Below are 24883 nucleotides of genomic sequence, written 5' to 3'. Positions count from 1 at the left end.
CTTCTCTGTTGCCCAAATACCCATGCAAGGCTGAAGCAATCAGGCCCGCTCGTCCTTGGGCGAGCCCATGACGACATGGGTGGTGGTGGTGGCGATCTGCGGGAAGGCGCCCAGAACCTCGGTATGGAAGCGGCGATAGGCATCCAGGTCGCGGACCTCGACCCGCAGCAGATATTCGATCGAGCCGGTGATGTTGTGGCATTCCCGCACCTGCGGCGCCGCCAGGCAGGCGCGCTCGAAGGCCTGCTGCGCCTCGTTGGAATGGCGGGCGAGGCCCACGGTGACATAGGCGGTGAAGCCCGCCGCGCGGGCGGCGGGGGCGATGACGGCGCGATAGCCCTGGATGGCGCCCCGGCGTTCCAGATCCTGCACCCGGCGCAGGCAAGCCGAAGGCGACAGCCCGACCTCGGCGGCGAGCTGTTGATTCGGAATGCGGCCGTTCCGCGCCAGGATACGCAAGATCCGCGCGGAAACTTGGTCTATTTCGAAATCTGATTGTCCTTGCATCAGGTTCATTTGCAAATCAGGCCAGAAATTGCATGAAAGTCACAATATCATTGCGGGATCTTCAGGGAAATCCGCAATGTCGCACCAGATCCTTTTGGCGCTTGTCGCCTTCGCCTTCGTCACCTCGGTCACGCCGGGGCCCAACAACCTGATGCTGATGGCCTCGGGGGCGAATTTCGGCATCCGTCGCAGCATTCCGCATCTTCTGGGCGTGGCGCTGGGGTTCGGCGCCATGGTGGCGCTGCTGGGACTGGGCGTGGACCGGCTGATCGCCAGCGCGCCGCGTCTGGCCGAGGCGCTGAAATGGATCAGTATGGCCTATGTGCTGTGGCTGGCCTGGAAGATCGCCCATGCCGCGGCGCCGGGGACCGAGGGCGCGGCGGCGCGGCCGATGGGCTTTCTGGCCGCCTGCGCCTTTCAATGGGTCAATCCCAAGGCCTGGATGATGGCGCTGGGGGCGCTTTCGGCCTATTCGGCCGGGGTCGGCGGCACGCTGGTGGTGGCGCTGGTCTTCACCCTGGTGAACCTGCCCTCGGTCGCGCTTTGGGCGGCGATGGGGCAGGGACTGCGCGGCGTCCTGTCCCAGCCGGCGCGGCTGCGGCTGTTCAACCGGGCGATGGCGCTGCTGCTGGTCGGTTCGATGCTGCCAGTGGTCACCGGGCACTGACCGCGATCAGCGCGGCGACGCCCAGCACGATCAGCGCCATGCCGGCCAGTTGCCGCGGGCAGATGCCCTCGCGGAACACCCGGCCCGAGACGAGCTGCGCCATCACCACCTCGACCAGCGCCAGCGTGCGGACATTGGCCGCCGCGGTCAGCGCGAAGCCCAGGAACCAGAACAGCGAGGCCAGCGCCCCAAGCGCCCCGGCGCCCAGCGAGCCGCGCCAATGCCGGGCGATTCCGGTCAGTGCCGGGCGGTCGAGCGCGCCCAGCCAGGCCAGCATGATCGCGCTTTGCAGCGCGAGGCTGAGAACGAGGATGGTCGCGGCGCGGACCGGCTCGGCGCCGAAGGGCAGGGCGAGGATCGCGCCGCGAAAGCCGATGGCCGAAAGGCCGAACAGCGCCCCGGCCGCGATGCCCAGGCCCGCCGCGCGCCAGCCGCCGTGCCGCCAGTCCGCGCCCGACATCAGCAGCACGCCCAGCGTCGCCGCGGCGATCGCCGCCATGCGGGCGGGGCCCAGCGGCTCGGCCAGGATCAGGGTGCCGATCAGCGCCAGCGTCACCGGCTCGGTCTTGATCAGCGCCGTGGCGACGCCGAAACCGCGGCGCTCCATCGTCAGCAGCATCAGCGCGGTGGCGGCGATCTGCGATGCCGCCCCCAGCGCCGCCCATGCCAGCACCGTGGCGTCGGGCATGGGCACCGGCACCAGCGCCGCCATCCCGGCCAGCACCAGCGCCGCGAAGGGCAGGCCGAACAGGAAACGCACGGCGGTCGCGCCCATGGTGCCCAGTTCCGCGGTCAGCCGCCGCTGCGCCGCATTGCGGCCGGTCTGGGCCGCGGCGGCGATCAGCGTGGCGACGATCCAGCCCAAGGCCCGTCCGTCAGCCGCGGATCGCGGCCAGCATCCGCGTGACGTTCTCGGGATCGGCTTCGGGGGTGATGCCATGGCCGAGGTTGAAGATATGCGGCCCCTGCGAGAAGGCGCGGACGATGCGCCGGGCCTCGGTCTCCAGCGCCGGGCCGCCGCTGACCAGCAGGCGCGGGTCGAGATTGCCCTGCACGCAGCCGTCCTTCTGCACCTCGGCCGCCGCCCAATCGGCGCTGACGGAATTGTCCAGCGCCACGCAATCGGCACCGGTGGCGCGGGCGAAGCCGGCATAGCGCGGCCCCGCCTCGCGCGGGAAGGCGATCACCGGGATGCCGGGGTGGCGGGCCTTGAGCGCCGCGATGATCCGGCGCGCGGGCTCGACGGCGAAATCGTCGAAATCCCGGCCCTTGAGCGAGCCGGCCCAGCTGTCGAACAGCTTCACCACCTCGGCCCCGGCCTCGACCTGGGCCGAGAGATAGTCGATGGTCGCCTCGGTGATGCGGTCGATCAGCGCGGCGAATGCGGCGCGATCCTCGGCCATGAAACCATGCGCCGGGGCCTGGTCGGGGGTGCCGCGGCCGGCGACCATGTAGGTGGCGACGGTCCAGGGCGCGCCGGCAAAGCCGATCAGCGTGGTTTCCCCCGGCAGTTCGCGCGCCAGGATACGGACGGTTTCATAGACCGGTGCCAGCGTGTCATGGATGGCGGCCGCCGGTTTCAGCGCCGCGACCTCGGCGGCGGAAGTGACGGTCGAAAGCCGCGGCCCCTCGCCGGTGACGAACCACAGATCCAGCCCCAGCGCCTGGGGCAGCAGCAGGATGTCGGCGAACAGAATCGCCGCGTCGAAGCCATAGCGGCGGATCGGCTGCAGCGTCACCTCGGCCGCCAGGTCCGGCGTATAGCACAGCGACAAAAAGTCGCCGGCCTGGGCGCGGGTGGCGCGGTATTCCGGCAGATAGCGGCCGGCCTGGCGCATCATCCAGACGGGCGGGACGGGCAGACGCTCGCCCTTCAGCGCGCGCAGGATGGTTTTTTCGGACATGCTTCACCTCTTGCGGCCCTTCATGGCGCGCACGGCCCCGTTGTCAAGGCCGAGGGGGGGCGCTAAGCCCTTTGCCATGACCCAGATGCCCGACCCCCAGAACCCCATCCGCATCGGCACCCGTGGCTCGGCCCTGGCGCTGGCGCAGGCGCACGAGACCCGCGACCGGCTGATGGCCGCGCATGGCCTTGCCGCCGAGACCTTCCAGATCGTGGTGATCAAGACCACCGGCGACCGGGTGCTGGACCGGCCGCTGAAGGAGATCGGCGGCAAGGGCCTGTTCACCCGCGAGATCGAGGACGCGCTGCTGGCGCAGGACATCGACATCGCCGTGCATTCGATGAAGGACATGCCGACGATCCAGCCCGAGGGGCTGCTGATCGACTGCTACCTGCCGCGTGAGGATGTGCGCGACGCTTTCGTCAGCGCGCAATTCGCGGCGATTTCCGAGCTGCCGCAAGGCGCTATCGTCGGTTCCTCGAGCCTGCGGCGGCGGGCGCAGCTGGCCGCGCGGCGGCCGGATCTGAAGCTCGTGGAGTTTCGGGGAAACGTCCAGACCCGGTTGAAAAAACTGGAGGATGGGGTCGCGGTGGCGACGTTCCTGGCCATGGCGGGGCTGACGCGGCTGGGGATGCTGCATGTGGCGCGCGGCGCGGTCGATCCCGAGGAAATGCTGCCCGCGGTGGCGCAGGGCTGCATCGGGGTCGAGCGGCGCGCCGATGATTCGCGCATCGCCGCGCTGCTGGCGGCGATCTCGGACCGGGACAGCGCGCTGCGGGTGACGGCCGAGCGCGCCTTCCTCGCCCGGCTCGACGGCTCCTGCCAGACGCCCATCGCCGGGCTGGCGGAACTGCAGGGAGACCGGCTGCGGCTGCGCGGCGAGATCCTGCGCCCCGACGGCAGCGAGGTGATCGCGGGTGAACGCGCCGGACCGGCCTCGGACGGCGCCGCCATGGGCACCGACCTGGCCGAGGAATTGCGCCGCCGGGCGCCCGCCGATTTCTTCGACTGGTCCTAGGCCAGCAGCAGCGCCGCAAGACCCAGGCCCAGCAGCGCCATGGCGCGGCGATAAAGCCGCAGCCCGGCCAACAGGTCGCGGGGCTGCGGATCGCGGGCATTCCCGTTCAGCCATGGCTCGGGCGTCTCGATGCCGTGATAGCGGCGCGAGCCGGACAGGCGCACGTCCAGCGCGCCGGCCATGGCCGCTTCGGGCCAGCCGGCATTGGGCGAGCGGTGGCGGCGGGCGTCGCGCCGGATCACCCCTGCGGCACGTCCCCCCGCCGGGGCCGCGGCCAGCAGAAACAGCAGCGCCGTCAGCCGCGAAGCCGGCAGGTTCACCAGATCGTCCAGCCGTGCCGCCACCCGGCCGAACAGCGCATGGCGCGGGCTCATGTGGCCGATCATCGAATCGAGCGTGTTGACGGCCTTGTAGGCGGCGATGCCCGGCAACCCGGCGACCGCCGCCCACAGGATGGGGGCGACGACGCCGTCCGAGGTGTTCTCGGCCAGGCTTTCCAGCGCGGCGCGGGCGATGGGTTCGGGCCGGTCGTCCAGGTCGCGGCCGACGATCATCGCCACGGCCGCTTTCGCCGCCGGAACATTCCCCGCGGCCAAGGGGCGCGCCACCGCGGCGACATGGTCGTGCAGCGAGCGGGTGGCGACCAGCGGCCAGGCCAGCAGGCCCAGCAGGACGGGGCCGAAGGGCAGCGGCATGAGCGCCCAGGTCAGCAGCAGCGCCGGAAGCAGCGCCGCGCCGACCGTCACCGCCACCGCCACCGCGCCGCGGGCGATGCGATTCCCGCCCCGGTTCCAGCCTGCGTCCAGCGCCGAGATCAGCCGGCCGATCCAGACCACCGGATGCGAAACGCGGCGATAAAACGCCTCGGGCCAGCCGATCAGCGCATCGGCCAGCAGCGCCACCAGCGCAATGGTCAGCGTCTCTTGCGACAGGATCATGGCCCGACCTGGGGCGCGACCCGGTTGACGGCCTCGACGGCCCAGCCGGCGGGGCTGCGCGACAGGATGGTCAGCGACAGCGGCGCCACCGAAAAGGCCAGCGCCGCCGGGCCGACCGCCAGCGCCAGCGCGGCGCGCACCGTGCCGGCATGGGCGACGACGGCCACCGGGCCGCACGCCCGGTCGAAAAGCGGCTGCACCCGCGCCGCCATGTCGAGAAAGCTTTCGCCCCCCGGCGGGCGCTGGCGCGCCAGCTGCTCGGGCGGCAGCGGGCCGAGGTCGGGGATAATCGCGCCGGGTTCTTCCCAGGCACCGAAATCCTGCTCCCACAGATCGGCGTGCCATTCCGGGGTCAGCCCCAAGGCCGCGCAGGTCTGGCGGCAGCGCAGGGCGGGGCTGGCCCAATACCTCGCGGCCCCATGCAGCGCCGCGCGCGCCCAGTCGAGCGCCGCGCTGTCGCTGCAATCCGCCTCGACATCGCAGCGCCCCGCAAGCCCCGGCCGGGCCAGCGGCGCATGGCGCAGGATCAGCAGCCGCGCGGCGGTATCGGGAAGCGGGCTCATCGGGCATCCTTGCGGCTAGGCGCGGCAGGAATGGCGCGTGGCCACAGGCTTGTCAACGCGGTCCCGACGGGCGCAGGATCGCCCCGAGCCGCCGAGAACAGGCTTGACGCAGGCCCCGACCTGGCGGCATAAACCAATTAAATGAACACTCGTTCAATAAACGGAGGAGATGGCCGATGTTCACCACGGGAATGCAGTTCGATCTGGGCGAGGACGTGAACGCGCTGCGCGACACCGTCCATCGCTGGGCGCAGGAGCGGGTGAAGCCCATCGCGGCCGAGGTGGACCGCAGCAACGCCTTCCCGAACGAACTGTGGCGCGAGATGGGCGATCTGGGCCTTCTGGGCATCACCGTGCCCGAGCAGTTCGGCGGCAGCGGCATGGGCTATCTGGCGCATGTCATCGCCACCGAGGAGATCGCCCGCGCCTCGGCCTCGGTCAGCCTGTCCTATGGCGCGCATTCCAACCTTTGCGTGAACCAGATCAAGCTGAACGGCAGCGACGAGCAGCGGGCGAAATACCTGCCCGACCTGTGCAGCGGCAAGGCGGTCGGCGCGCTGGCCATGTCCGAGGAAGGGGCGGGCAGCGACGTGGTCGGCATGAAGCTGCGCGCCGAAAAGAAGAATGACCGCTATGTGCTGAACGGCAACAAATACTGGATCACCAACGCGCCGGACGCGCATGTGCTGGTGGTCTATGCCAAGACCGATCCCGAGGCGGGCTCGAAAGGCATCACCGCCTTCATCGTCGAGCGCGGCATGAAGGGCTTCTCGACCAGCCCGCATTTCGACAAGCTGGGCATGCGCGGCTCGAACACCGGCGAGCTGATCTTCCAGGATTGCGAGGTGCCCTTCGAGAACGTGCTGGGCGCCGAGGGCAAGGGCGTGCGGGTGCTGATGTCCGGCCTTGATTACGAGCGGCTGGTGCTGTCGGGGATCGGCACCGGCATCATGGCCGCCTGCCTCGACGAGGTGATGCCCTATGTCAAGGAACGCAAGCAGTTCGGCCAGCCCATCGGTTCGTTCCAGCTGATGCAGGGCAAGATCGCCGACATGTATGTCGCGCTGAACACGGCGCGGGCCTATGTCTACGAGGTGGCGAAAGCCTGCGATGCCGGCAAGGTCACGCGGCAGGATGCGGCCGGCGCGGTGCTTTACGCCAGCGAACAGGCCATGGTGCAGGCGCATCAGGCCGTGCAGGCGCTGGGCGGCGCGGGCTTCCTGAACGATTCGGCGGTCAGCCGACTGTTCCGCGACGCCAAGCTGATGGAGATCGGCGCCGGAACTTCGGAAATCCGCCGCATGTTGATCGGGCGTCAACTGATGGAGATTGCCTGATGCGCCTGCTTGTCCTGTCCCTTCTGCTGGCCGCCGGCCCGGTTCTGGCCCAGGACGGGCCGCGATACGATGCCGATGGTTTTGCGAAATGCATCGCGGATGCGGAAACCGATGCCGGCGCCGGGCCGGGGCTGCCGGGCTGCATCGGCCAGGCCTCGAGGCAATGCATGGCGACGCCGGGCGGCGAGACCACCGTGGGCATGGTGGACTGCCTGGGCCATGAGGCGAAGGATTGGGACAAGCTGCTGAACGGCTATTACGAGCGGGCGCTGAAGACCGCCGAGGCGGCGGATGCCGAGCTGGCCGAACTCGGCTCAGCCGCCATACCCGCGGCCCCGGCCCTGCAGCAGGCGCAGCGCCACTGGATCGCCTTCCGCGACTCCTCCTGCCGCTACGAGGGCCTGCGCTATCAGGGCGGCACGCTGGGCGGTCCGGCGGCCCAGGATTGCGTGTTGCGGCTGACGGCCGAACAGGCCCTGCGCCTGCGCGATATCGCGGAGGGAATCGAATGACGCGGCTGGCCGGATGCGCGCTGGCCCTGCTGCTGGCGGCGCCATGCTTCGCCGGCGACGCGTCGGGCTTCGACCCGGCCGCTATCGACCGATGCCTTGCCGGGGCGCCGACCCAAGGCGCCCGCGCCGATTGCGCCGGCACCGGCATGGAAGCCTGTCTCGACTACGCGCGCGGCAAATATACCGGAGACGACCCGGATTTTCCGATGGCCAACTGTCTCGATGCCTCGCATCAGGCCTGGGAAGCGAAGCTGACCGGGGTCTACGAGGCCGCGCTGGAGGCGCAGGGCGAAAGGGCCGCCAAGCCGCCGGAGGCGCTGCGCCAGGTGGAACGCAACTGGCTGCAGTTCCGCGAGGCCCTGTGCAACCAAGCCCGGGACGCCGCCGCCGAGGGCAAGGGGGATCTGGCCCGCGCCCGCTGCATCCGGGACGAAACCGCCCGGCAGGTCGCGCTGCTCATGGCGCTGGGAGATGCCGAATGAACCGGCCCCCGGAACAGGGGCGCCCCGTCGCGGGACGCCCCGGCGCCGGCCTAGAACCTCATCACGTAGCCGATGCCGGCGACCAGAGGATCGACCTCGACTTCGCCGATCTTGGCGCCGTTCAGCTCGACATCCGAATCGATGTCGATCCAGCGCAGGTCGGCGCGGATCGCCGCCCGGTCGTTGATCCAGTAATCGCCGCCCAGATGCGCGGCCAGGCCCCAGCTGTTCTTGACCCGCAGATCGGAGCCGGCCAGCGGCCCCCCGGCCTCGGCGTCCCAGAAGCCGGTGAAGTTCACGCCCAGGCCGACAAAGGGCTTGAACCGCGGCGTGGCGTCGAAATGGTATTGCAGCGAGACGACCGGCGGCAGGTGCTTCACGGTGCCGATCTCGGTGCCGTTCGACCGGATCGCGTGCTTGAAGGGCAGGGCGCCCAGCAGCTCGATGCCAAGATTGTCGCGGATGAAATATTCGAAGGTGATGGTCGGCCGGGTGCTGTCGCCGATTTCGATCGGATAGGCGCCGCCGGCCAGGCTGCCATTGTCGGATTTCGGGTTCACGTTGGCGATGCCAAAACCCAGGGTCCATTCCCCCTGCGATTGCGCCAGCGCCGGCAAGGCAAACGCGGCGAGCGCCGCGGCAAGGGCGAGCTTCTGTCTCATGTCGATCCTCTCTTCTTGTCGCATGCCCGCTCATGCCGCCCCGGCCGCGGTTGCGGCGTTGATCTGGATCAAGAATTTCCCGTCCGGGCCCCGGCTGCGTCAAACCGGCGCAAGGCCCCGACGCCACGACCGAAAGGATGACGCGATGAAACTCGGCACCTCGGCCCTGCCGTCCTCGGAGGCTTTCCGCGCCAATCGCGCGGCGCATCTCGCCATGCTGGAAACGGCGCGCGGGGCGGCACTGGCCGCCGCGGCCGGCGGCGGACCCAAGGCCGTCGAGCGCCATGTGGCGCGCGGCAAGATGCCGCCGCGCGAGCGGGTGGCGAACCTGCTCGACCCCGGCTCGCCCTTCCTCGAGATCGGCGCCACCGCGGCGCATGGCATGTATGACGACGCCGCGCCCTGCGCCGGGGTGATCGCCGGCATCGGCCGGGTGCATGGCCAAGAGGTGATGGTGGTGGCCAACGACGCCACGGTCAAAGGCGGCACCTATTACCCGATGACGGTAAAAAAGCACCTGCGCGCCCAGGAGATCGCCGAGGAATGCCGGCTGCCCTGCGTCTACCTGGTCGATTCCGGCGGCGCGAACCTGCCCAACCAGGACGAGGTCTTTCCCGACCGCGACCATTTCGGCCGCATCTTCTACAACCAGGCGCAGATGTCGGCCAAGGGCATCGCGCAGATCGCCGTGGTCATGGGCTCCTGCACCGCGGGCGGCGCCTATGTCCCGGCCATGTCCGATGTGACGATCATCGTCAGGAACCAGGGCACGATCTTCCTCGCCGGCCCGCCGCTGGTCCGCGCCGCGACCGGCGAGGTGGTCTCGGCCGAGGATCTGGGCGGCGGCGACGTGCATACCCGTCTTTCCGGCGTGGCCGATTACCTGGCCGAGGACGACACCCATGCCCTCGCCATGGCCCGCCGCGCCATCGCCAACCTGAACCGCCAACAACCCGCGACCGTGCAATGGCAGGCCCCCGAACCGCCCGCCCATGACCCCGAGGAGATCCTCGGCGTCGTCCCCGCCGACCTGCGCACCCCCTACGACATCCGCGAGGTGATCGCGCGCGTGGTGGACGGCTCGCGCTTCGACGAGTTCAAGGCCCGCTTCGGCGAGACGCTGGTCACCGGCTTCGCCCATGTCGAGGGCTGCCCCGTCGGCATCGTCGCCAATAACGGCGTGATCTTCTCGGAAGCCGCGCAGAAGGGCGCGCATTTCATCGAACTCTGCTCGATGCGGAACATCCCGCTGGTATTCCTGCAGAACGTCACCGGCTTCATGGTCGGGCGCAAATATGAAAACGAGGGCATCGCCCGGCACGGCGCCAAGATGGTGACGGCGGTGGCGACGACCAGCGTGCCCAAGATCACCATGCTGGTCGGCGGCAGCTTCGGCGCCGGCAATTACGGCATGTCGGGCCGGGCCTATTCGCCGCGCTTCCTCTGGACCTGGCCCAATTCGCGCATCTCGGTCATGGGCGGCGAACAGGCGGCGGGCGTGCTGGCCACCGTGCGCCGCGAGGGCATCGAGCGCCAGGGCGGCACCTGGTCGCCCGAGGACGAGGCCGAGTTCAAGCGCCCGACCATCGAGATGTTCGAGCGCCAGTCGCATCCGCTCTATGCCTCGGCCCGGCTCTGGGACGACGGCATCATCGACCCCAGGAAGACCCGCGACGTGCTGGCGCTGAGCCTGCGCGCCAGCCTCAACGCGCCGATCGAGCCGACCCGCTTCGGCATCTTCCGGATGTGACGGCCATGGACCGGCCCCGGCTCTTGACCCTGCAAGGCGACATCACCCGGCTCGCCGTGGACGCCATCGTCAACGCCGCCAATCGCAGCCTGCTGGGCGGCGGCGGGGTGGACGGCGCCATCCACCGCGCCGCCGGGCCCGAACTGCTGGAAGAATGCCGCCGGATCGGCGGCTGCCCCACCGGCGAGGCCCGCATCACCCGCGGCTATGCCCTGCCGGCCCGCTACGTGATCCACGCCGTCGGCCCGGTCTGGCAGGGCGGCGGGGCGGACGAGGACGCGCTGCTCGCCGCCGCCTATCGCCACAGCCTGCTCCTCGCACAGGCCCATGACATCGCCCGCATCGCCTTCCCGGCGATCTCGACCGGCATCTACGGCTTCCCGGCCGAACGCGCCGCCGGCATCGCCGTGGCCACCATCCTCGGCCACGGCGCCGGCCTCGAGGTCACGCTGGTCGGCTTCGACGCCGGCAGCCACGCCACGCTCCGCCGGGCGGTCGATGAGGCCCGGCGATGATTTCACCGTTTCAAAAATACCCCGCGGGGGCCCGGGGGTGTGAAACCCCCGGCGCCGCCCGCGCCACGAGGAGCCGCCCATGTTCCAGAAGATCCTGATCGCCAATCGCGGCGAGATCGCCTGCCGCGTCATCGACACCGCCCGCCGCCTGGGCGTCCGCACCGTCGCGGTCTGGTCCGAGGCCGACCGCGCCGCCCGCCATGTCGCCATGGCCGACGAGGCGGTTCCCATCGGCGGCCCGGCGCCCCGGGACAGCTACCTGCGCGGCGATGCCATCATCCGGGCGGCGCTCGACACCGGCGCCCAGGCCATCCATCCCGGTTACGGCTTTCTCAGCGAGAACCCGGATTTCGTCGATGCGGTCACCGCCGCCGGCCTGATCTTCATCGGCCCCTCGGCCGACGCCATCCGCAAGATGGGCCTCAAGGACGCCGCCAAGGCGCTGATGGCGCGCGCCGGCGTGCCGGTGGTCCCCGGCTATCACGGCAAGAACCAGGATGCCGACCACCTGCAGGCCCAGGCCGACGGGATCGGCTATCCGGTGCTCATCAAGGCGGTGGCCGGCGGCGGCGGCAAGGGCATGCGGCTGGTCGAGCGCGCCCGGGATTTCCCCGCCGCGCTGCAATCCGCCCAAGGCGAGGCCGCCACCGCCTTCGGCAATCCCGCGGTGCTGATCGAGAAATACATCCAGCGGCCCCGCCATATCGAGGTGCAGGTCTTCGGCGACGGCAGCCGCGCCGTCCATCTGTTCGAGCGCGACTGCTCGCTGCAACGCCGCCACCAGAAGGTGATCGAGGAAGCTCCCGCCCCCGGCATGACCGCCGAAATGCGCGCCGCCATGGGCGCCGCCGCCGTCCGCGCCGCCGAGGCCATCGGCTATGCCGGCGCCGGCACCATCGAATTCATCGTCGACGGCAGCCAGGGCCTGCGTCCCGACGGTTTCTGGTTCATGGAGATGAACACCCGCCTTCAGGTCGAACACCCGGTGACCGAGGCGATCACCGGCGTCGATCTGGTCGAATGGCAACTGCGCGTCGCCAGCGGCGAGCCCTTGCCGGCCCGGCAGGAAGACCTGACCATCACCGGCCACGCCTTCGAGGCCCGGCTCTATGCCGAGGACGTGCCCGCGGGCTTCCTGCCCGCCACCGGCCGGCTCGCGCATCTGCGTTTTCCCGACCATGCCCGGATCGAGACCGGCGTCCGGCCCGGCGACAGCATCAGCCCGTGGTATGACCCGATGATCGCCAAGATCGTCACCCATGGCGCCACCCGCGCTATCGCCCTGCGGGCGCTGGAATCGGCGCTGGTCGATACCGAGGTGGCGGGCTCGGTCACCAATGTCGATTTCCTGATCGCCCTGACCCGGCACGAGGGTTTCGGCCGCGGCGAGGTCGATACCGGCCTGATCGCCCGCGACCTGCAGGCGCTGGTCGCCGCCGCCGAGCCCGACCCGCGGGCGAAGGCGCTGGCGGTCCTCGGCCTTGCCGGGCTCGACGATCCCCGGATCCGCGGCGGCATCACCCTCTGGCAGCCCCTGCGCCGCACCATCACCTGGGAGGGCGGCGAGGCCGTGCTGGAGGTCACCGGCCCCGGCGCCGCCCGCGTGACGCTGGATGGCCGAACGCACATCATCGGCTACGAGGGCGGACGCTGGTGGGTCGACGGCAGCCCGCGCCGTTCGCGCATCATCAATCAAGCGGCGGGCACCAGCGTCTTCGGCGGCCGCTCGCTGACGCTGACCCCCCTCGACCCGCTCGACCGCGGCGGCGACGAGGCCGGCGGTGGGCTGACGCTTTCGCCGATGCCGGGCCTGGTCAAGGCGGTCTTCGTCGGCGCCGGACAGCAGGTCGCGGCCGGCGACCGGCTGGCGATCCTGGAAGCCATGAAGATGGAACACACCCTGACCGCCGCCCGCGACGGCACCGTGGCTGAGGTGCTGGCCGCGCCCGGCGACCAGGTCGAGGCCGGCGCGCCACTGATCCGGCTGGAGGAAGAGGATGGCTGAGCTGACGCTCTGGCATGTGCCGCTGTCGCGCTCGATGCGCATCCTGTGGCTGCTCGAGGAGATCGGCTGCGACTATGACCTGCAGCTGATGGACCTTGCGGACGGCTCGACGCGCCGGCCGCCCTATGACGCGATCCACCCGGTCGGCCGGGTGCCGGCGCTGCGCGACGGCGACACCACGATCCACGAATCCGGCGCCATGACCGAATGGCTGTGCGAGACCCGCGCCCGGCAGCTTTGGCGCGCGCCGGGCACGCCCGGGCGGCCGGGCTGGCTCGACTGGCTGCATTTCGGCGAGACGCTGGGCCAGCATCTCGCCAACCTGACCCAGCAGCATGTCTTCCTGCGCGAAGACAGTCAGCGCTCGGTCACGCTGATGCGGCTCGAGGCGGCGCGGCTGTCGCGGGCGCTACGTCTGGTCGAGGCTTGCGTCGCGGATGCGGACTGGCTGCTTGGCGAGTTTTCCGGCGTCGATTGCCAGGTCGGCTATTCGGTCTGGATCGCCTCGCGCTTCGTCAGCTTCGCCGACCGCCCGGCGCTGGCCGCCTATCGCGACCGCTGCGCCGCGCGGCCGGCCTTCCAGCGCAGCCTGCCGGCCGAGGGCACGGCGGTCATCTATGCCCGCGACTTCTACGAGGTGCCCGAATGACCCGCGTCGAGATCTTCGAAATGGGCCCGCGCGACGGGCTGCAGAACGAAAAGCGGCTGATCCCCGCCGCCGAAAAGATCGCGCTGGTCGACCTGTTGTCGCAGGCCGGGTTCCGGCGCATCGAGGTCACCAGCTTCGTCTCGCCGAAATGGGTGCCGCAGATGGCCGACGCCGCCGAGGTCATGGCCGGCATCCGCCGCGCCCCCGGCGTCCGCTATGCCGTGCTGACCCCGAACATGAAGGGCTACGAGGCGGCAAAGGCGGCCCGCGCCTCGGAGGTGGCGATCTTCGCCTCGGCCTCGGAAGGGTTTTCGCGCGCGAACCTGAACGCCAGCATCGCCGAAAGCCTCGAGCGGCTGGCGCCGGTGGCCGAGGCCGCGCGCGCCGACGGCATCCCGGTCAGGGGCTATGTCTCGGTGGTGACCGACTGCCCCTTCGACGGGCCGACGCCGCCGTCCGCCGTCGCCCGCGTCGCGGCGGCGCTGCGCGACATGGGCTGCTACGAGATCAGCCTGGGCGACACCATCGGCCAGGGCCGGCCCGAGACCATCGACGCCATGCTGGCGGCGGTGCTGGACGAGCTGCCGCCCGAGCGGCTGGCCGGCCATTACCATGACACTGCCGGCCGCGCGCTGGCCAATATCGACGCGAGCCTGGCGCGCGGGTTGCGGGTCTTCGACGCCGCCGTGGGTGGCCTTGGCGGCTGCCCCTATGCCCCGGGTGCGGCCGGCAATGTCGCGACGGAAGCCGTCGCCGCGCATCTGGCGGCGGCCGGCCATGACACGGGCCTGGACATGGGCGTGATCGCCCGCGCCGCCGCCATGGCCCGCAGCCTGAGAGGAGAGCCGTGATGCAGACCGTCCGCATCGAGATCGACCCGCGCGGCGTCGCGCATCTGTGGCTGGCGCGCGCCGACAAGCACAATGCGCTGTCGGCGCAGATGATCCGCGAACTGACCGAGGCCGCCGGGCGGCTGGGCGCCGATCCTGCCGTCCGGGTCGTGGTGCTGGCGGCCGAGGGCAAGAGCTTCTGCGCCGGCGGCGACCTCGGCTGGATGCAGGATCAGATGCGCGCCGATGCCGAGAGCCGCCGCGCCGGCGCCCGCGAACTGGCGATGATGCTGAATGCGCTGAACACCCTGCCCAAGCCCTTGATCGGCCGGGTGCAGGGCAATGCCTTCGGCGGCGGCGTCGGCATGATCGCGGTCTGCGACGTGGCGATCGCCGTGCCCGAAGCCCGCTTCGGCCTGACCGAGACCCGGCTCGGCCTGATCCCCGCCACCATCGGCCCTTATGTGCTGGCCCGCATGGGCGAGGACCGCGCGCGCCGGGTCTTCATGTCGGCCCGGCTGTTCGGCGCCGATGAGGCGGTGCGGCTGAACCTGCTGGCCGGCCAGGCCGATGCCGACACGCTGGATGCCGCCGTCGAGGCCGAGGTCGCGCCCTATCTCTCCTGCGCCCCCGGCGCCGTGGCGGCGGCCAAGCGCCTGGCCCGCCGGCTTGGCCCCGCCATCGGCCCGGCCGAGATCGAGGCCAGCATCGACGCCCTGGTCGCGGTCTGGGAAGGCGACGAGGCGCCCGAGGGCATCGCCGCCTTCTTCGAGAAGCGCAAGCCGCGCTGGCAGCAGGACTAAGCCGCACGCCTGTCCGTTCCATCGATGCCCCGCCGCGCGGCCGGCAAGGCGCCTGCGGTGCGGTTGTCTTGGACAGGCGGCGGTGCTGGCTTGGCAACCTTGCGGTTTGGGTATTTATACAACAGAGAAGGCCGGTCCGGCCCGCGCAGGCGCGACATTTGCGCGCAGCGCATGGCCGCATTTCGGTGGTGGCGCGTGACGGGTGGTCAAGGAATCTGTTATCGCCAACATGATTCCCGAAAACCCGCCAAACATGCCCCGGAAGGTGCCGCCATGCCGCCGCAGCCTCGTCTGAAACTTGCGATTCTTGCCCTTGGTCTGGGCGCCTTTGCCATCGGCACCTCGGAATTCGCCGCCATGGGGCTTCTGCCTTGGTATGCCAGCGATCTGGGCATCACCGAGCCGCAGGCCGGCCATGTCGTCAGCGCCTATGCGCTTGGCGTGGTGGTCGGCGCGCCGATCACCTCGATCCTGGGCGCGCGGCTGCCGCGCCGGCGCTATCTGGCGGCGCTGATCGCGGCCTATGGGGTGATGAACCTGCTGGCGGCGGTGTTGCCGGGCTATGGCACCCTGGTCGGCACGCGCTTCCTGGCCGGGCTGCCGCATGGCGGTTTTCTGGGCGTGGCGATGCTGTTCGCCGCAGACGCCCTGCCGCGCGAGCAGCGCGCCAAGGGGGTGACGCAGGTGCTGCTGGGCCTGACCATCGCCAATATCGCCGGGGTTCCGCTGGCGGGGATGCTGGGGCAGGGGCTGGGTTGGCGCTGGGGCTTCGCGCTGCCCGGCGTGCTGGCGCTGCTGGCCGGCTGGCTGATCCTGCGCCTGGCGCCGCGGGTCGGCGCGCCCAGGGACGCCCGGCCGCTCGACGAGTTGAAGGCGCTGGGAAACCCGGCGGTGGTGCTGATCCTGCTGGTCGGGGCCATCGGCTTTGGCGGGCTGTTCGCGGTCTATTCCTTCCTGTCCGCCGCCATGCTGGCGACCACCCAGCCGCCGGCCTGGGCGGTGCCGGCGATGCTGTCGGCCTTTGGCATCGGCGGCACCGCGGGCGGGGTCATGGCCGCACGGCTGACCATCCGCTACGGCACCTGGGGGGCGGCGTTCTGGCTGATGGTGCTGATGGCGCTGGCCCAGGGCTTTGCCTCATATGCGGTGGGCGATTGGGGATTGATGCTGGTCTCGTCTTTCGTGCTGGGCCTGGGCTCGGGCATGGTGGTGCCGCTGCAGACCCGGCTGATGGACGTGGCGGGCCAGGCGCAGAGCATGGCGGCGGCAATGAACCATGCCGCTTTCAATGCCGCCAATGCGCTGGGACCCTGGCTCGCGGGACTGGCGCTGGCCGCTGGCTGGGGCTGGCGGTCCTCGGGGCTGGTCGCGGTGGCGCTGTCAGTCGCGGGGATGCTGGCCCTGGCCCTCGCCTGGTATCAGGCCCGCCAGCCCGGGGGCGCTGTGCAGGATGACCCGGCGCGAGTGTGAGGCGAATTCCCGCCGCCACGAGATGAAGAGCACATAGCTGGTGGCCAGGAACAGGCCCAGCGGCCCGGCCAGCCAGCCAAGCGCCCCCAGCGCGAAATAGACGCAGCGCAGGCCCGAGTTGAAGCTGCGCGCCGCGGTGATGTTGATCTCGGCCGCCTGCATGGCCGAGGGCAGGGCACGCGGATCCTCGGGATCGTCGGGGACCGAGGCCATCATGATCGCGCAATAGCCGAACAGCCGGTGCGACCAGACGAAGCGCAAGAGCGCATTGGCCACGAAGAACAGCACCACGACGATCTTGATCTCCCATTTCAGCGCCGGGACGTGGCCGAGATCGAACTGCCGCGCCACGCCGGCCAGCTGGTCGGTATTGCCGATCAGCGCCAGCCCGCCGCCCACCGCGATCAGACAGGCCGAGGCGAAAAAGGCCGTGCCCTCGCGCAGGGTGGTCAGGATGTTGCCGTCGAAGATGCGCGGGTCGCGGGTGACGAAATGCCGCATCCATTCCCGGCGGTAGTCCTTCATCAGCACCGAGACCGAGGGACGGTCCTTCGGCGGGTGCTCGGTGATCCAGCCAATGCCCAGCCAGGCAAGGAAAAGCCAGGCTATGGCGGCAAGGTCCGCCAGGGTGAAGGGACCGGGAAGGGATGCGCTGATGTCCATGCCCCGGTTCTATCGCCGCCGGCGACCTGTTGCCAGTCCGTTGCGGCATCCCTACCTTGGGCCTGTAACGAGCAACCCGGAGGGAACCATGGCCGCACCGCATGCCATTCACGAGGAATTTCCGAACGATGCCGGGCGCATCCACGAATTGAAGGTCTCGGACGCGCGTTTCGCGCGGCTGCTGGAAGATTATGACGCGATCAACGACCAGGTCTTCGGCGCAGAGAGCCGCCATACCCCGATGTCGGACGAGGCCGAGACCGAGCTGCGCAGGAAGCGCGCCGCGCTGAAGGACGAGATTGCCCGCCTGCTGGCGGGCGCGCGCGGCTGAGGCGGAAGCCGGCCTACCGGCCGCCCGGCGTCAGCCGGGCTAGGGACAGGCAGGAGAATGGCGGGACGTGCGGCTTGCAGTCGCTGCGTCCCGCCATACCGCCGCCGGACGGCCGCAGGGCTTGAAACCCGCAACACGCATTCCCACCTCAACGCTGTCGGACGGCCCCTGGGGCGCCGACGGACCTGCCCGCCCGAACCGGGGGGCAAGCCTTTGTATCGCTTGATGAAAGGATGCGAAAATGCGCAACTTCGATCTGACCCCGCTTTATCGTGCCTCGGTCGGTTTCGACCGGATGGCAGATGTCATGGACCGTGCCCTGTCCGCCGATATCGCAAGCTACCCTCCCTATAATATCGAGAAGACCGGCGAGAACGCCTATCGCATCTCGATCGCCGTTGCCGGCTTTGCCGCCGACGATCTGACCGTCGAGGTCAAGGACGGCGCCGTCATCGTCTCGGGCAGGAAGGCCGCCGAGGACGAGGGCCGCAGCTATCTGCATCGCGGCATCGCCACCCGCGCCTTCGAGCGCCGCTTCACGCTGGCCGATCATGTCCGCGTCGATGGCGCCAGCCACGAGGACGGCATGCTGAACATCGACCTGGTGCGCGAGATCCCCGAGGCGCTGAAGCCGCGCCGCATCGAGATCGCGAAACCGGCGAAGGCGGTGGGGAAACTGGACGCCTGAGCTTCGGTGGAGGACGCGGGGGCGCTGCCCCCGCACCCCCGGGGTATTTGGAAAACGGAGAAAGCCAGGGGCGCCGGTTGCAGCGCCCCTTTTGCCATGCGCGCCGCCGGTCCGTTTCCAGCCTCTTTCTCCGTTTCAAAAATACCCCGGGGTCCGGGGCGGAGCCCCGGCGCGGCGGGCGCCGCTAGAGCTTGCGGCGGGCGCGCAGCGCCGCGGTGATGGTGCCATCGTCGAGATAGTCAAGCTCGCCGCCGATCGGCACGCCCTGCGCCAGGCCGGTCACGGCGACGCCGGTCGGGGCAAGCGCCTCGGCGATGTAATGCGCGGTGGTCTGCCCTTCGATCGTCGCCGAGAGGGCGAGGATGACCTCGGTGACGTGCTCCTCGGCGATGCGGGCGATCAGCTGCGGGATGCGCAGATCCTCGGGGCCGATCTCGTCCAGCGCCGAAAGGCTGCCGCCCAGCACATGATAGCGGCCGTGGAAGGCGCGGCCGCGTTCCAGCGCCCAGAGGTCGGCGACCTCGGTCACCACGCAGATCTCGCCGGTGGCGCGGGCCGGATCCTCGCAGATCGGGCAGATGTCGGACTGGGTGATGTTGCCGCAGACCAGGCATTCGCGGGCATTCTCCGCCACGCTGGCCATCAGCGCCGCCAGCTGCGCCATCTGCCCGGCGCGGCGGCGGATCAGCTGCAGCACGATGCGCCGCGCCGAGCGCGGCCCCAGCCCCGGCAGCCGCGCCATGGTGGCGATCAGCGTCTCGATCTCGTCGCCGGAGGCGGAGGACATCGCCTAGAAGGGCATCTTCATGTCGGCCGGCAGGCCGAGCTCGCGGGTCAGGCGGGCCATTTCCTCGGCCGCCTTGTCCTGGGCGCGGCGCTGCGCGTCCTTGATCGCCGCCAGGATCAGATCCTCGACCACCTCCTTGTCCTCGGCCTTGAAGATCGAGGGGTCGATATCGAGCGCCGTCAACTCGCCCTTGGCCGTCGCGGTGGCCTTGACCAGCCCGGCCCCGGCCTCGCCGGTGACGGTCAGGCGGTTCAGCCCTTCCTGCATCTCGGCCATCTTGCCCTGCATCTGCTGGGCGGCTTCCATCATCTTCGACAGGTCCATGTCGCCAAGGCCCTTGAACATCGCCTAATCCTCGTCCTCGAAAGGGTCCCATTCCTCGACCTCGGCCACCGGGCCTTCGGTCAGCTCATGCGGGGATGTATCCTCGCCCGCCGGTTTTTCAACCGCGACCGGCGTCGGCACCGGCCGGATCTGCGTGATCTTCGCGCCGGGGAAAGCGGCGAAGATCGCCTGCACGGTCGGGTTCTGCATGGCGCGGGCGCGGGCCGCGGCCTCGCGCGCCGCGCGCCGTTCGCTGACCGTCGGCTGACCGGGATCCGCGGTCACGGTCACCGCCCAGCGATGGCCGCCGGTCCAGCCGCGCAGCCGTTCCGCCAGCCGCTGGGCGAAGTCGCGCGGCGCGTTCTCGGTCGGCTGGAACTCGATCCGGCCCGGCGAATAGCGCACCAGCCGCAGGTGATCCTCGACATCCAGCAGCAGCTTCATGTCGCGCATGCGCCGGATCAGTTCCAGCACCGATTCGAAATCGGGGAAACCGTCCAGCGCATCGGGCGAAATCGCGATGGCCGCCGCGCTGCCATCCTGCCGGACGGCGACGGGGGCACGAGGGGCGGCCGCACGCGGTGCCTCGCTGCGCGCGGCGGGCGGCGCGGCGGCGCGGCTGAACTCGCCCGCCGCGGCGCTGGCCTGAACCTTGCGGATCAGCGCCTCGGGGTCGGGCAGGTCCGCGACATGGGTCAGGCGGATGATCGCCATCTCGGCGGCCATCATCGCGTTCGGGGCGTTCCCCACCTCCTCGAGCGCCTTGAGCAGCATCTGCCACAGCCGGGTCAGCGCCCGCATCGGCACCTTTTCCGCGATCTGCTGGCCGCGGGCGCGCTCATCCGGGCCGATGGTGGGATCCTCCAGCGCCTCGGGGGTGATCTTCACGATCGAGACCCAATGCGTGATCTCGGCCAGGTCGCGCAGCACCGCCATCGGGTCGGCGCCGTCGGCATATTGCGCCTGCAGCTCGGCCAGCGCCTCGGCCGCGGCGCCGCGCAGGATCATGTCGAACAGATCCAGCACCCGGCCGCGATCGGCCAGCCCCAGCATGGCGCGGACCTGCGCCGCCGTCGTCTCGCCGGCGCCATGGCTGATCGCCTGGTCCAGAAGGCTGGTCGCATCGCGGGCCGAGCCTTCGGCGGCGCGGGTGATCAGCGCCAGCGCGTCGTCGGTGATCTCGGCGCCTTCGGCCGAGGCGATGCGGCGCAGCAGGGCGATCATCACCTCGGGTTCGATCCGGCGCAGGTCGAAGCGCTGGCAGCGCGACAGCACCGTCACCGGCACCTTGCGGATCTCGGTGGTGGCAAAGATGAACTTCACATGCGGCGGCGGTTCCTCCAGCGTCTTCAGAAGCGCGTTGAAGGCGCTGGTCGAGAGCATGTGGACTTCGTCGATGATATAGATCTTGTAACGCGCCGAGGCGGCGCGATAGTGAACCGATTCAATGATTTCCCGGATGTCGTTCACACCGGTTCGAGAGGCGGCGTCCATCTCCATCACGTCGACATGCCGACCTTCGGAGATCGCCACGCAATGCTCGCAGACCCCGCAGGGCTCGGTCGTCGGGCCGCCCTGACCGTCGGGGCCGGTGCAGTTCAACCCCTTGGCGATGATGCGCGCGGTGGTGGTCTTGCCGGTGCCGCGAATGCCGGTCATCACGAAAGCCTGGGCGATGCGGTCGGCGGCGAAGGCGTTCTTCAGCGTCCGCACCATCGCGTCCTGGCCGACCAGATCGGCAAAGGTCTCGGGGCGGTATTTCCGCGCCAGCACTTGATAGGTCTGTTCTTCGCTCATGCACCGGCCTTTCGTGACCGGCGCAGATTAGCGGCCCGGCCCCGGGGCGGCAACCGCCCTCAGGCCGGTTGCCAGTCGAAGGCCAGCTCCTCGCGGAAGGCGAAGCGGGCGATGTGGCTGTCGACGATGTGGCGCATATGCGCGGTGATCGCCTCGGGCGCCTCCAGCCGGATCTCCAGCGCATCGGGCATGGCCGCCAGCGTGACCGTTCGGTCCTCGGGCATGGCGATACGGCCGTGACACGGGTCGAATTCGACCTCGAACTTGTGCGCCCAATGCTTGCAAAGCTGTTGCAGGTACCGGCTGCCATTCGCGGTCGTCACGCGGCAGGTCGAAAGGATGACGGTCTGGGACATGGTCTTTCCTGTCTTGCGGGTCCGGCTGGCGGCGGCTGGCGGACATGGAAGGGGTCACGAAACGGTGAACGGGCTCGGCCCGGACCCGGTGCCCCATATAACCCGGACGGGGCGGCGTTCAATCCCGCTGGCCTCATCGCTTTTTGGCCCGCCGCCTCTGGCGCAGGACGCGCAGCCGGCCGGCCATCCCCGGCTTTGCCATCGCCGCATGCAAGCGCGGGTCGCGGGGCATCCGGTCCGGCGGCAATCAAAGAGCGATGAGCGCCCCGCGGCCTGCTGATCTTCGCCGTCGCCCGTCCTGCGCACCCGCAGGATTGTCCGCGGCAAGGCATATCGCCATGCTGGCGGCGGCGCTGCGCTCCTTCGCTGTTTCGCCGTTTCGAAAATACCCCGGGGGAGGCCCGCAGGGCCGGGGGCGGCGCCCCCCTTCGGCCCGCATCCGTCCCCCGTTGACCCGGAGCCTGGCGCGGCATATCTGCCCCCACATGGCACGCGCACCGCTTCTGCAACTCACCGATATCGCCCTGACCTTTGGCGGCAATCCCGTCTTCGACGGGCTGGATCTGACCGTCCAGCAAGGCGACCGGCTGGCGCTGGTCGGCCGCAACGGCTCGGGCAAATCCACGCTCATGAAGGTCATGGCCGGGCTGGTCGAGCCCGATGCCGGCCAGGTCATCACCCCCGCCGGCACCCGCGTCGGCTATATGGAGCAGGACCCCGACCTCTCGACCCATGCCACGCTGGGCGATTTCGCCCGCGCCGGCCTTGGCGATGCCGAGGGCTACCGGGTCGAGATGGCGGCCGAGGGGCTGAAATTCGACCCCGACCGCCCGGTGGCCACCGCCTCGGGCGGCGAGCGGCGGCGGGCGGCGCTGGCCCGGCTGCTGGCCGAGGCGCCAGAGCTCATGCTGCTGGACGAGCCGACCAACCACCTCGACATCGAGGCCATCGGCTGGCTCGAGGAGCAGCTTGCCGCGACCAGGGCGGGGTTCGTGCTGATCTCGCACGACCGGGCCTTCCTGCGGGCGCTGACCCGCGCGACGCTGTGGATCGACCGCGGCGAGGTGCGCAGGCAGGACCGCGGCTTCGAGCATTTCGAGGATTGGCGCGAGACCGTCTGGACCGCCGAGGACGAGGCGCGCCACAAGCTCGACCGCAAGATCAAGGCCGAGGCCCGCTGGGCGGTCGAGGGCATTTCCGCGCGCAGGAAGCGCAACCAGGGCCGGGTGCGCGCACTGGCGGCGCTGCGCGAGGAACGCGCCGGCCAGATCCGCCGCCAGGGCACCGCGGCGATGGAACTGGACGCCGGGCCGCAATCCGGCAAACGGGTGATCGACGCCAAGGGCATCTCGAAATCCTTCGGCGAGCGGGTGATCCTGAAACCTTTCGACCTGCGGGTGCTGCGCGGCGACCGCGTGGCCTTCGTCGGCCCGAACGGCGTCGGCAAGACCACGCTGATCAAGATGCTGACCGGCGAGATCGCCCCCGATACCGGCGAGGTCAGGCACGGCACCAACCTGGAGATCGCGGTCTTCGACCAGGCGCGCTCGGCCATAGACGAGACGGCGACGCTGTGGGATGCGCTGGCGGCCGACCCGTCGATGCGGGTCTCGGGCCGGTCGGATCAGGTCATGGTGCGCGGCAATCCGCGTCATGTCGTGGCCTATCTCAAGGATTTCCTGTTCGACGAGGCGCAGGCAAGGGCGCCGGTCGGCAGCCTGTCGGGCGGGGAAAAGGCCCGGCTGCTGCTGGCGCGGATCACGGCCAGATCCTCGAACCTGCTGGTGCTGGACGAGCCGACCAACGATCTGGACGTGGAAACGCTGGACCTCTTGCAGGACATCCTGGGCGATTACGACGGCACCGTGCTGCTGGTCAGCCACGACCGCGACTTCATCGACCGCGTGGCCACCACTACGGTGGCGATGGAGGGCGACGGCCACGCCACGATCTATCCCGGCGGCTGGTCGGACTATCGCGCGCAGCGGCCCGAAGACGCCCCGCTGACCGACGCGCCGAAGCCCGCCGCCGCGCCAAGGCCCCAGGCGAAGGTTGCGGCCGAACGCCCGGGGCTGAGCTTCACCGAGCGGAAGCGGCTGGAGGCGTTGCCCGCGATCATCGAGCGGCTGGAGGCCGAGATCGGCAAGCTGACCGAATTCCTTGCCCAGCCCGACCTGTTCCAGACCGCCCCGGCGAAATTCGCCAAGGCAAGCGACGGCCTGGCCGAGCGCCAGCAGGCGCTGGCCGCGGCCGAGGAGGAATGGCTGGATCTGGCGGAAAAGGATCAGGCCTAGGCGCGGTCCGCGTGGTCCGCGCGGCGCCTTCCTGCGACGTCCTGTCTCTCGACAGGGCCGGAAAGGCATGGTCCCCTGGCCGAAAGCCATGCGAGGCCCAAGGATGAACCCACCCGCCCAGTTGCCCCTTGTCTATTCCTGCTCCGGCTGTTCCAGCGCCGCGCAGATGGCCAATTACCTGGCCGTGCAGATGGATCGCCGCGGGCTGGCCCAGATGTCCTGCATCGCCGGGGTGGGCGGCGACGTGCCGAAGCTGGTGCGCCTCGCCACTTCGGGCCGCCGCATCATCGCCATCGACGGCTGCGCACTGGCCTGCGTGCGCAACTGCCTGGCCCGCCATGGCGTGCAGGCCTCGGACTACCACCTGCTGTCGGACCACGGCGTGCGCAAACGCTACCAGACCGATTTCGACACTGACGAGGCCGAGCGGGTATTGTCCGAACTGGTCGAAAGGCTGGACGCGCCGGCCCGTTCACAAGTGACCGCCTGACCGGGCCGGGCAGGATCAGGCCGGGCCCGGCCCGGCCTTTCCGGATGCGTGGGCATCCAGCCGCCGGTGCAACTCGCGCATCTCATGGCGCAGATGGACGATCTGCGCCTCGGACAGGCCCGAGGCGGCGGCGACGCAGCGGGTGATCTCGCCGGCGTCGATCTGGACGGCGCGGCCCTTTTCGGTCAGCGTCACGATGACCCGCCGCTCATCCGCCGTGTCGCGGACGCGGTCCAGAAACCCCATCCCCTGCAGCCGCTTCAACATCGGCGTCAGCGTGTTGGTTTCCAGCGACAGCCGTTCGCCCAACTGGCCGATGGGCACGCCATCCTCGGACCACAGCGCCAGCATGACCAGGAATTGCGGATAGGTCAGGCCCAGCCCATCCAGAAGCGGACGATAGATGCGGCCGAAGGCCAGGCTTGCCGCATAGGTGGCAAAGCAGAGCATGTCGTCGAGCGTGGGTCTTGCAGGATCACTCATGCCCGGAAATTATATCGCCCGCGATAGGATCGCAAGGCTTGACAACCGGGTCCGGAAT

28 protein-coding genes are annotated in these 24883 nt (G+C 70.0%); 16 read left to right on the top strand and 12 right to left on the bottom strand.

Annotated elements, in window-relative coordinates; genetic code table 11:
* Nucleotides 1-39: 39 nt before the first annotated feature.
* Nucleotides 40-507 carry an Lrp/AsnC family transcriptional regulator gene (locus NBE95_RS09555; RefSeq protein ID WP_289893660.1) on the bottom strand — a complete coding sequence of 156 codons (468 nt, stop codon included), beginning with the start codon at nt 505-507 and terminating at the stop codon, nt 40-42.
* A gap of 76 nt (nt 508-583) precedes the next feature.
* On the opposite strand from NBE95_RS09555, the gene NBE95_RS09550 reads away from it, so the two are divergent.
* Complete coding sequence (locus tag NBE95_RS09550) at nt 584-1174, top strand: LysE family translocator (RefSeq protein ID WP_289893659.1); 591 nt, start codon at nt 584-586, stop codon at nt 1172-1174.
* On the opposite strand, the gene NBE95_RS09545 is transcribed toward NBE95_RS09550, so the two are convergent.
* Both NBE95_RS09545 and hemE read right to left on the bottom strand, forming a co-directional pair.
* Nucleotides 1161-2039, bottom strand: coding sequence for an EamA family transporter (locus NBE95_RS09545; RefSeq protein WP_289893658.1), 879 nt, complete (start codon nt 2037-2039; stop codon nt 1161-1163). The two genes, NBE95_RS09550 and NBE95_RS09545, sit on opposite strands and share 14 nt — an antisense overlap.
* A gap of 10 nt (nt 2040-2049) precedes the next feature.
* On the bottom strand, nt 2050-3078 hold the full coding sequence (gene hemE, locus NBE95_RS09540) for a uroporphyrinogen decarboxylase (protein WP_289893657.1): 1029 nt from the start codon (nt 3076-3078) through the stop codon (nt 2050-2052).
* Between the two features lie 76 nt (nt 3079-3154).
* Here hemE and hemC point away from each other — a divergent pair, with 76 nt between their 5' ends.
* On the top strand, nt 3155-4096 hold the full coding sequence (gene hemC / locus NBE95_RS09535; protein WP_289893656.1) for a hydroxymethylbilane synthase: 942 nt from the start codon (nt 3155-3157) through the stop codon (nt 4094-4096).
* On the opposite strand, the gene cbiB is transcribed toward hemC, so the two are convergent.
* A complete protein-coding gene (gene cbiB, locus NBE95_RS09530) occupies nt 4093-5034 on the bottom strand; it encodes an adenosylcobinamide-phosphate synthase CbiB (RefSeq protein WP_289893655.1) in 942 nt (313 codons plus the stop codon). The two genes, hemC and cbiB, sit on opposite strands and share 4 nt — an antisense overlap.
* Nucleotides 5031-5597 (bottom strand): histidine phosphatase family protein, encoded by a 567-nt coding sequence (locus NBE95_RS09525; RefSeq protein WP_289893654.1) that lies wholly within the window; start codon nt 5595-5597, stop codon nt 5031-5033. The genes cbiB and NBE95_RS09525 overlap by 4 nt, the downstream gene beginning before the upstream one ends.
* Nucleotides 5598-5773: 176 nt before the next feature.
* Between NBE95_RS09525 and NBE95_RS09520 the strand changes: the two genes are divergently transcribed.
* Genes NBE95_RS09520 through NBE95_RS09510 form a run of 3 tightly spaced genes read left to right on the top strand, consistent with a single transcriptional unit; the run spans nt 5774 to nt 7928 of the window.
* Nucleotides 5774-6934 (top strand): isovaleryl-CoA dehydrogenase, encoded by a 1161-nt coding sequence (locus NBE95_RS09520; protein WP_289893653.1) that lies wholly within the window; start codon nt 5774-5776, stop codon nt 6932-6934.
* Nucleotides 6934-7446 carry a lysozyme inhibitor LprI family protein gene (locus NBE95_RS09515; protein WP_289893652.1) on the top strand — a complete coding sequence of 171 codons (513 nt, stop codon included), beginning with the start codon at nt 6934-6936 and terminating at the stop codon, nt 7444-7446. Before NBE95_RS09520 ends, NBE95_RS09515 begins: the two co-directional genes overlap by 1 nt.
* On the top strand, nt 7443-7928 hold the full coding sequence (locus NBE95_RS09510; RefSeq protein ID WP_289893651.1) for a lysozyme inhibitor LprI family protein: 486 nt from the start codon (nt 7443-7445) through the stop codon (nt 7926-7928). The genes NBE95_RS09515 and NBE95_RS09510 overlap by 4 nt, the downstream gene beginning before the upstream one ends.
* 50 nt (nt 7929-7978) lie before the next feature.
* On the opposite strand, the gene NBE95_RS09505 is transcribed toward NBE95_RS09510, so the two are convergent.
* Nucleotides 7979-8590 carry an OmpW family outer membrane protein gene (locus NBE95_RS09505; protein WP_289893650.1) on the bottom strand — a complete coding sequence of 204 codons (612 nt, stop codon included), beginning with the start codon at nt 8588-8590 and terminating at the stop codon, nt 7979-7981.
* A 145-nt stretch (nt 8591-8735) separates the two neighbouring features.
* Between NBE95_RS09505 and NBE95_RS09500 the strand changes: the two genes are divergently transcribed.
* The 7 genes from NBE95_RS09500 (at nt 8736) to NBE95_RS09470 (ending at nt 16612) form a co-directional block, all read left to right on the top strand.
* A complete protein-coding gene (locus NBE95_RS09500; RefSeq protein ID WP_289893649.1) occupies nt 8736-10340 on the top strand; it encodes a carboxyl transferase domain-containing protein in 1605 nt (534 codons plus the stop codon).
* A gap of 5 nt (nt 10341-10345) precedes the next feature.
* A complete protein-coding gene (locus tag NBE95_RS09495; RefSeq protein ID WP_289893648.1) occupies nt 10346-10855 on the top strand; it encodes an O-acetyl-ADP-ribose deacetylase in 510 nt (169 codons plus the stop codon).
* A gap of 79 nt (nt 10856-10934) precedes the next feature.
* The gene (locus NBE95_RS09490; RefSeq protein ID WP_289893647.1) at nt 10935-12860 is read left to right on the top strand and encodes a biotin carboxylase N-terminal domain-containing protein; all 1926 of its coding nucleotides are present in this window, start codon (nt 10935-10937) and stop codon (nt 12858-12860) included.
* Entirely contained in the window at nt 12853-13509 is a 657-nt protein-coding gene (locus NBE95_RS09485; RefSeq protein WP_289893646.1) for a glutathione S-transferase, read from the top strand. The genes NBE95_RS09490 and NBE95_RS09485 overlap by 8 nt, the downstream gene beginning before the upstream one ends.
* Entirely contained in the window at nt 13506-14360 is an 855-nt protein-coding gene (locus NBE95_RS09480) for a hydroxymethylglutaryl-CoA lyase (RefSeq protein WP_289893645.1), read from the top strand. The genes NBE95_RS09485 and NBE95_RS09480 overlap by 4 nt, the downstream gene beginning before the upstream one ends.
* Nucleotides 14360-15142, top strand: coding sequence for a crotonase/enoyl-CoA hydratase family protein (locus NBE95_RS09475; RefSeq protein WP_289893644.1), 783 nt, complete (start codon nt 14360-14362; stop codon nt 15140-15142). Before NBE95_RS09480 ends, NBE95_RS09475 begins: the two co-directional genes overlap by 1 nt.
* Before the next feature lie 273 nt (nt 15143-15415).
* Nucleotides 15416-16612 (top strand): MFS transporter, encoded by a 1197-nt coding sequence (locus tag NBE95_RS09470; RefSeq protein WP_289893643.1) that lies wholly within the window; start codon nt 15416-15418, stop codon nt 16610-16612.
* Here the strand turns inward: NBE95_RS09470 and NBE95_RS09465 are convergent.
* Nucleotides 16523-17275 carry a DUF599 domain-containing protein gene (locus NBE95_RS09465; RefSeq protein WP_019352722.1) on the bottom strand — a complete coding sequence of 251 codons (753 nt, stop codon included), beginning with the start codon at nt 17273-17275 and terminating at the stop codon, nt 16523-16525. The two genes, NBE95_RS09470 and NBE95_RS09465, sit on opposite strands and share 90 nt — an antisense overlap.
* Before the next feature lie 88 nt (nt 17276-17363).
* Here NBE95_RS09465 and NBE95_RS09460 point away from each other — a divergent pair, with 88 nt between their 5' ends.
* A complete protein-coding gene (locus NBE95_RS09460; protein WP_289893642.1) occupies nt 17364-17606 on the top strand; it encodes a DUF465 domain-containing protein in 243 nt (80 codons plus the stop codon).
* Between the two features lie 241 nt (nt 17607-17847).
* Nucleotides 17848-18294: an Hsp20 family protein gene (locus tag NBE95_RS09455; RefSeq protein ID WP_289893641.1), complete on the top strand. Its 447-nt coding sequence runs from the start codon at nt 17848-17850 to the stop codon at nt 18292-18294.
* A gap of 184 nt (nt 18295-18478) precedes the next feature.
* Here NBE95_RS09455 and recR read toward each other — a convergent pair whose 3' ends face one another.
* From recR to NBE95_RS09435, 4 genes are read right to left on the bottom strand one after another with little or no spacing between them, the layout of a single operon-like run.
* Complete coding sequence (gene recR / locus NBE95_RS09450) at nt 18479-19081, bottom strand: recombination mediator RecR (protein WP_289893640.1); 603 nt, start codon at nt 19079-19081, stop codon at nt 18479-18481.
* A 3-nt stretch (nt 19082-19084) separates the two neighbouring features.
* Nucleotides 19085-19426, bottom strand: coding sequence for a YbaB/EbfC family nucleoid-associated protein (locus NBE95_RS09445; protein ID WP_289893639.1), 342 nt, complete (start codon nt 19424-19426; stop codon nt 19085-19087).
* A 3-nt stretch (nt 19427-19429) separates the two neighbouring features.
* Nucleotides 19430-21202 carry a DNA polymerase III subunit gamma/tau gene (locus NBE95_RS09440; protein ID WP_289893638.1) on the bottom strand — a complete coding sequence of 591 codons (1773 nt, stop codon included), beginning with the start codon at nt 21200-21202 and terminating at the stop codon, nt 19430-19432.
* A 59-nt stretch (nt 21203-21261) separates the two neighbouring features.
* On the bottom strand, nt 21262-21558 hold the full coding sequence (locus NBE95_RS09435) for a DUF2218 domain-containing protein (RefSeq protein WP_019353567.1): 297 nt from the start codon (nt 21556-21558) through the stop codon (nt 21262-21264).
* A gap of 485 nt (nt 21559-22043) precedes the next feature.
* Here NBE95_RS09435 and NBE95_RS09430 point away from each other — a divergent pair, with 485 nt between their 5' ends.
* Nucleotides 22044-23852, top strand: coding sequence for an ATP-binding cassette domain-containing protein (locus NBE95_RS09430; RefSeq protein WP_289893637.1), 1809 nt, complete (start codon nt 22044-22046; stop codon nt 23850-23852).
* 166 nt (nt 23853-24018) lie between these two features.
* Nucleotides 24019-24342 carry a putative zinc-binding protein gene (locus tag NBE95_RS09425; protein WP_289893636.1) on the top strand — a complete coding sequence of 108 codons (324 nt, stop codon included), beginning with the start codon at nt 24019-24021 and terminating at the stop codon, nt 24340-24342.
* Nucleotides 24343-24357: 15 nt separating this feature from the next.
* Here the strand turns inward: NBE95_RS09425 and NBE95_RS09420 are convergent, their stop codons facing one another.
* A complete protein-coding gene (locus NBE95_RS09420) occupies nt 24358-24825 on the bottom strand; it encodes a MarR family transcriptional regulator (protein ID WP_289893635.1) in 468 nt (155 codons plus the stop codon).
* Between the last annotated feature and the right edge of the window lie 58 nt (nt 24826-24883).

The sequence above is a fragment of the Paracoccus sp. TOH genome, from assembly GCF_030388245.1.
Classification (GTDB): domain Bacteria; phylum Pseudomonadota; class Alphaproteobacteria; order Rhodobacterales; family Rhodobacteraceae; genus Paracoccus; species Paracoccus simplex.
Note: the sequence above shows the minus strand (reverse complement) of the source record. Positions and strands in the feature narration are given on the sequence as shown.